The following is a 1,669-nucleotide window of genomic DNA, read 5'->3' on the forward strand; positions in this document are numbered from 1 at the left end:
CATTAGCAAAAACTTGCATACCCACACAAGCACTAAGCAAAAAGGCAGTTAAAAGAATCTTTATAGTTGTAGTGAGACTTTTCATTTTGTGTTCTCCTTGTATTGTAGTTATCATTTATGTCGTATTGTATCCAAAGGCTGGTAAAAAATATTAAAGCTTAAAAAATTTGGGAGGCTCACAGAATTACAAAAAAGTGATTTATAATCTTTAAATAAAACCTTTTAATTTCTTACAGCTAACACCTAAAATAATAATCTTAAGAAATATTTTGAAAGTTTCCATAAATGACAAGGGTTTGAATATATTTTATCTAAAAGCATTAATAATTATATTTGTCATTCTTAAATAAGTGCTAAACACTTGATAGCTACTTAAAAGCCAAAACCCTCTGTTATATGAGGTAAGAAAATCCATCGTGTTTTTAATTATTTATATTTTAATAAATACCTAAATAAATACCTAAATCTTACATCAAAAATATTCAATAGAAAAATAATTAGGGAGATATAAAAATTATTTTGCAATATTTTTACGCGTAGTTTATTAAGAATTGTTTATTAAAATAATATTAAAGTATATTTAAGCTATACTACTCACCCTTTTATTAATTTTTAAGATTCTAATATTTAATTAGGTTAATTAAAAGGTTATTAAAGATATTTAAAAATATATGATTAAAAATTTTAAAGGTTATTTTTTAAGGAGAAATAATGAAAAAATATTTAACATTGATATTGATGATATTTTGTTTTTCTACTGCTGAAGCTAAATTTTTCTTAGGCGTTGATGGTGGCTATGAAATGTCTGATATAACTCTACAATCAGGAGAGAAAGGACATGTTCTTTGGGGGGGGTCTATATTTAAAAATATAGCAAGACTAGATGCTTGGACAGCAGGAATCAACCTAGGAACAGAACACGAGATAAATAACTTCCTTAATTTAAGGTGGTTTCTAGGATTAAACTATGGACAAAATATAAATTTCAAAGCGATATATCAATTACAACAAATAGATATTCAGCTTGGTGTAGATACCATTTTCAATTTTGTAAAATCTAAGTCCTATTCATTTGGATTATTGTTAGGTTTAGGGACGAATCTTAATACAGGTGATTTTTTTGGAATGTTTTTTAAAAAAGATCTTCCCTTAGAAAATTTTATTACTAGTTATGGGCAGGTAGGTATATTTGGAAATGTAGGATTAACATTGGGCTTAGGAGAGCATAGCAGAATAGACTTTATTACACGTATCCCTATTATGAATGTGGTTTTAACCCAAGGTGGTGGTGTAATATATAGCCCTATCCGTTTTACAGTAGGTTATAAGTATTTATTCTAAATTTTAGGAAATAATATAAAGTGTTAATAAACACTGATAAAGGAAATTTTATTAGTGTTTATTATTTTTAAGATTTGATATATTGTAAAGCTTCTAGCTAAGGTTTATTTTCTATCTTAAATTTTATATTCTTACACTAAAACATAGGTTCTATGCACTTGTAGGCTTCTATCTTAGGATTTTTATTAAAATAAATCTATAATGTGATATTTAACCAAATGTATGCTTACATTAAAAATTTGATTATTATTTCTTTCTTAGTCTAAATGCCATAGTCTTAAATCTTAATAGTTTTTATTTGAATCCACTATATCTATAACTTTTATTA

At 25.7% G+C, this 1,669-nt stretch carries 1 protein-coding gene; it reads left to right on the forward strand.

Going from position 1 to position 1,669, the window contains the following annotated elements:
* Positions 1 to 711: 711 nt before the first annotated feature.
* Positions 712 to 1,341 (forward strand): outer membrane beta-barrel protein, encoded by a 630-nt coding sequence (locus CQA44_RS11975; protein ID WP_115547416.1) that lies wholly within the window; start codon positions 712 to 714, stop codon positions 1,339 to 1,341.
* The last annotated feature ends 328 nt before the right edge of the window (positions 1,342 to 1,669 follow it).

It is taken from the genome of Helicobacter sp. MIT 14-3879 (assembly GCF_003364125.1).